Annotated in this window: 2 protein-coding genes; both read right to left on the reverse strand. The window is 50.2% G+C overall.

The window, feature by feature from the left end:
• Positions 1–651 precede the first annotated feature (651 nt).
• Positions 652–984 carry a hypothetical protein gene (locus tag BMY98_RS27190; RefSeq protein ID WP_139214602.1) on the reverse strand — a complete coding sequence of 111 codons (333 nt, stop codon included), beginning with the start codon at positions 982–984 and terminating at the stop codon, positions 652–654.
• A 136-nt stretch (positions 985–1,120) separates the two neighbouring features.
• A partial coding sequence (locus BMY98_RS26550; RefSeq protein ID WP_217648340.1) for a polymorphic toxin type 24 domain-containing protein occupies positions 1,121–1,423 on the reverse strand: 303 nt, incomplete at its 5' end.

Consider the following 1,423-nt stretch of genomic DNA (forward strand, 5'->3'; position numbering starts at 1 on the left):
CTTTCGTCGGGGTTGTAGCCGAGGCCCGCGAGCAGGTAATCGGAGCTCATGAATTGCTTGAGGTCGGTGAGCACCGGGTTGGTTTCGATCAGGTACTTGCCGGTGCGGGCCGTGGCTGCGGTGGAGGGCAGGCCCTGCACTCGGGCGACGGTCTGCGCGCCCGCCAACTGACCTGGGCTGCTACCGGTGGGGCTTGCGCCACTGATGCCGCTGGTCCCGGGATTGAGGGTAACGCCTGTTGCGCCCGGAATTCCGGAGACGCCAGTAACGCCTGCTGCGCCGGTGACACCGGTTATACCGCGGACACCTGCTACGCCCCCAACACCCGTGACGCTTGCGACCTGTTCGACGGCGGCAATGCCGCTAGCGCCGGCCTGGTGGCTCGGAAACGAGAACCCGCCGTTGCCGGAATTGCCAAGTGTGGAGAGGTTTAAGAGTTAAAGGAGTCCGTCCCCTTTAACTGCCCCCTTTAACTTTCTGTTTATCAAGCAAGAACTGTTGAGACTTACCTGCATCAGGGCCAATCATTTTAAACCAGACAACTTTCCCACCTTGCAGCAAGCCGTTAGCTGGAACATCAAATTGATATAAGGGGTACGTCCCCCTTACCAAAACGTTAGCTCTACTGCACCACCTGTTACTTTTGCACTATTAAATTATCTGAAAAAATGTAACCACCGGACCATAGTCCTGATCCGAGTTAGAAACCAGCACACTAAATTCCTTATCAGCAAATTTCTCTCTTAAAACCAACCGCCACGATAATGCAATAACCTCTGCCAACTGCTCGAACACCCTATTATCGACGCCCTCAGAACATCCTTCGAAGACATCATAAATATGCATGTGGTTAATCATTCGTTCAGTCGCTTGCAGATCGCCGTCGAATTGTTCTAGCCAAGATTCAACAACACCGCCATCATATTTACTTTCTAAAAAAACTCCACCTCCATCAACAATAAAATCAGGAAAAAAAGCTTGCACGGTAGCAATACATCCTCAGGGCTGCACTTATTACTTATATAGCAAAGTTCATCAATCTCGTCTTTTTTCGCCCACTCGGACTTCCAAGAGTCATAACGAACCAAGCCGATCATGGGATGAATTGTGTTAACTTTCATTATGGAATCTCGTCAGATTTAGCCGGCCTTGGTGCTAATTTTGTCGAGGGCGATTGAACTCTAATAGTCCCGTCCGGCAATTTATTTCTACCGTACTCAATTACATGCGGTGTTTGCACATTCGCATGCGCGGCTCCAGTAACCTCAACTCTCTTAACAATCATTCCCGCCGAATCATACACAGCATAGCTGGTAATGTTCCCTTGGTTATCCGCTCTATACACCGTTTCATTGACTGGCCCACCATCAAATTTGAAACGTCCGCTTATCTGGGTAAAAAGGGGTCCGTCCCCTTTTATCCA

This window comes from Pseudomonas graminis, from assembly GCF_900111735.1.
In the GTDB taxonomy this organism is placed as follows: Bacteria; Pseudomonadota; Gammaproteobacteria; order Pseudomonadales; family Pseudomonadaceae; genus Aquipseudomonas; species Aquipseudomonas graminis.